Raw genomic sequence first — 3,132 nt, 5'->3', positions numbered from 1 at the left:
CTTTCAGGGCGCGCCCATCGAGTGGCCCCAGTGCGGACCGGGTTTCAGGGTCCAGGCTCAATGCGTGGTTGAGCGCCTTCTCGAGCCCGCGCCCGAGCACCTGTAGAACCGGATTGGGCGTACGTGGCGCTTCTGAAGTTTCGGAAATCATCATCGGCGCATTCTAAGCCATCCGATCGGGAACGACCGTGGGGTCCGTTGCTGCTTCGCTCTCCGGGATGCGTAGGCGTTCTCAGCCGAGGGTTTGAGGAAGTGTGGCGAAATCAGTCTTCGACGGGAGCCGGTTGCGGAATGATTTCCCTCCACCCGAAGCCCAGCAGGCCGGGATGAACATGCACGATGACAGGCCCGGTGTCCTTGTCTTTCCAGGCGCTGCGCAGCCGACGATAGTCGAGCCAGTCAATCCTCAGGGAGTCGCTTTGATGATGTGTTCCATCGAGGATCCTGAAGCTGACGCGATGGATGGGCCCGCCCTTGCGCTTGTGGTGCGTAGCAAGAACAGCATCTTCCACCGCAAACGTGTTGTGTTCGGCAAAATCCAGATTGATGTTGATCGCCCTGATCAGGGCGAAGCTGCAGAGGGGGATACCAATCGCTGACAGGAACAACCACATCGCGAGCGCTCGATGCCGGTTGGAAACGCGGCCGAGATGCCTGAAAGCCCAGATTGCCAGTGCGATGTATGCCAGCACGCTGAAAATCGCACTGAACCAGGTCAGCGCTGCGGGCTCGAACAATCGCTCCGAACTCATGATCCAGATCCAGCTGGCCGAATAGCCCCCGAACGCAAACAGCGTCAGGCCAACCCGGCGAACCACGTCGGCGGGAATCCTCGAGGCCCGAGCCGGACGAGTCGGGCTGGCGGGCAAGGTCCGGATTGCCTGCAGAAATGGCATCAACCAGGCGACACTCTCCTCGCGGAGTTGCCCCGTTCGACGAACCGAGCCCACGCCGATATAGAGACTCAATTTGCCATTCCCGGCATCCATCGAAATCAGGCGCGCCCCTTTGCGTTCCAGCCGCCCCAGGAATGAAACAAGCAAGGCACGCAGCTCCTTGTTCTCCCAGAGCAGGTTGACCAGCGATTCGTCATCGCTGTCGAGAAAAAACAGTTTGTCGTATATCGGATCCCTGGCCTCTGGCTCGGCGACCAGCCGAATGCCCTTGCCGAATCGGTCGAACCAGTTTTCGCGACGCAGTCTGAAGAAGCGTGCGGCCGGCACGTCGAAGTCGAGCAGCAGCCTGCCCAGCGCTCCAATCCCGGAACGTTCCTCGTGGTAGCCGTATCTCTCGCCGCCGAGCGAATCCACCTGCCTGGGGTTCAATTGCGCAAACCACTTGTTGCCGCGCCAGATCACGAGTGTCAGGCACGTAATCAAGCCCCACCAGGGCATGAATCCCCACATCGAACGATCCTCCCCAGCCGAAGCCACGCCAAAACCTGTCCGGAGTTGCTCTCCGACATCGTGACCAACGCTCACGGGCGGGACTAGCGCACAGCCCGGCGTGCGCATTCGCTTCTGCTCAGGTTGTCCGGCTTTGCATGCGTGAGCGAGTCAACGCAGTGAACAACCGACTCATGCCTTCGGCGGTGCTCAGTTTCGGGGAGTAGCCGAGATCCCGCTTGGCTGCTGCCAGGTTGAACCAGCTGGCGTGGCTGAAGAGATCAAGCAGGTAGGGATTGATCAGTGGCGAGGCACTGTCGGCACCGGCGCGTGCCGCTGTTGCGAGCGCTCGCGCACTGAGTGCGGACATGCGACGCTTTTCGGGTGGAAATCCGCCGGCGCGAAGCAGGGCATTGAGAAAATTCTCGATGCTCATGGGTTCGCCCTGACTGATGAAATAAGCCTTGCCGGCAATCGGCGATTCCGGCGCCAGCTTGTCGATTGCCAGAACATGAGCCAGCGCGGCGTTGTCGACAAGGCAGGGGTCGATCTTGCAGTCAGGTTCACCGAACAGGCGCAGCTTTCCGCGGCCGGCCAGATCAAGCAGGGCTGGCAGCATTCGCCTTTCACCCGCACCCCAAAGCAGGTGTGGACGCAGGACACAGGTGCCCAGCTGCGCATTGCTGGCTGCCAGTACACGCTGTTCGGCCAGCGCCTTGGTGTGGGCATAGGCGGAAATCCAGCGGGCAGGGTAGGCCTGGCGTTCGTCCACGCCGGCAAGATCCTCCTGGCCGATGACGGCGTTGGCGCAGGATGTCAGCAGCAAGCGCGGCACGCCGACCAGTTCGCAGGCGCCAAGCATGCATTCGGTTGTTCGCACGTTGGCATCATGCAGGTCTTCGATGCTGGCTAGCGGATCGCTGCAACCCGCCGCATGAACAATCGCTTCGCAGCCGTCTGCAGCGGCACAAACATCCTCGAATGCAGTCGCTTGCCCGTGCACCTGCTGCACGCCAAGGCTGGCCAAGCCGTTGTTTTCGGTACGCACGAGAGCACGTACCTGATGGCCGCCGTCCACCAGCGCGGTGGCAATGCTGCGGCCAAGAAAGCCGCTCGCTCCAGTCAGAAGAATCTGCATGTCTTGAACACTGTGCTCGTCATCGTGTCGCGCGGCGACACCCCCTTGTCTGGAGTGTGCAGCACTGCAGGATCAAATTCGAGTACGCAAGGTCAAATCACCCGACCAACGCGTTCGGGTACGCGCGAGATTTCAGTTTTCCTTGAGCGGAAACGTTTCCAGGGCTTCGCTGGATCGTGCATTGGCATCGCGCGCTGGTGAGGCCGGCGCGGATGAGCAGGCGTAGGCACCCCAACTCTGCTCGCCATCGCTGGCGTCGGCGAGTGGCTTGATCGTATTGGCATGCATGGTCGCCGCCTCGTTTCGCGCCATGACTTCGAGCTCGTCATTGACCTTGACCTGGCTGCGATCCATCGGACCGACCTTGCCCAGCACCGATACGGTGATTCGGCCGAGATCGCGGCAGGCGCTGACATCATCATTCCAGGCGACCCGAACGTCGCGGCCCGCGGAGTCGAGCTTGATGCCCCAGCTGCAGGCGGCCAGTGGTGTGATCAGCAGGAGGGGAATCAGGAATTTCATCGCTGCGCTCGTCGGGGAGTGGGGTTCATTCTGAATGGGAGTGTATGGAGTGGTTGCTGAATGGATGGTTCGAATTCAGGTCTAGTT

At 61.0% G+C, this 3,132-nt stretch carries 3 protein-coding genes; all 3 read right to left on the bottom strand.

The genetic code is table 11. The features are described from left to right. Window positions 1-263 precede the first annotated feature (263 nt). Window positions 264-1,406: a hypothetical protein gene (locus WBP53_RS11660; protein ID WP_423929099.1), complete on the bottom strand. Its 1,143-nt coding sequence runs from the start codon at window positions 1,404-1,406 to the stop codon at window positions 264-266. Between the two features lie 118 nt (window positions 1,407-1,524). Further along, a complete protein-coding gene (locus WBP53_RS11655) occupies window positions 1,525-2,523 on the bottom strand; it encodes an NAD-dependent epimerase/dehydratase family protein (RefSeq protein ID WP_423929097.1) in 999 nt (332 codons plus the stop codon). A 132-nt stretch (window positions 2,524-2,655) separates the two neighbouring features. Then, a complete protein-coding gene (locus WBP53_RS11650; protein ID WP_423929095.1) occupies window positions 2,656-3,045 on the bottom strand; it encodes a DUF4156 domain-containing protein in 390 nt (129 codons plus the stop codon). Window positions 3,046-3,132: the final 87 nt, after the last annotated feature.

Origin of the sequence: Dokdonella sp., assembly GCF_049593775.1 — a bacterium.
GTDB lineage: Bacteria > Pseudomonadota > Gammaproteobacteria > Xanthomonadales > Rhodanobacteraceae > Dokdonella.
The sequence above is the reverse complement of the archived record's forward strand: the minus strand, read 5'-3'. Positions and strand labels throughout refer to the sequence as shown.

What these genes read in the sequence shown, in the direction of transcription:
- WBP53_RS11660 (WP_423929099.1), bottom strand. Translation starts at nt 1,406, where the DNA reads ATGTGGGGATTCATGCCCTGGTGGGGCTTGATTACGTGCCTGACACTC.
- WBP53_RS11655 (WP_423929097.1), bottom strand. Translation starts at nt 2,523, where the DNA reads ATGCAGATTCTTCTGACTGGAGCGAGCGGCTTTCTTGGCCGCAGCATT.
- WBP53_RS11650 (WP_423929095.1), bottom strand. Translation starts at nt 3,045, where the DNA reads ATGAAATTCCTGATTCCCCTCCTGCTGATCACACCACTGGCCGCCTGC.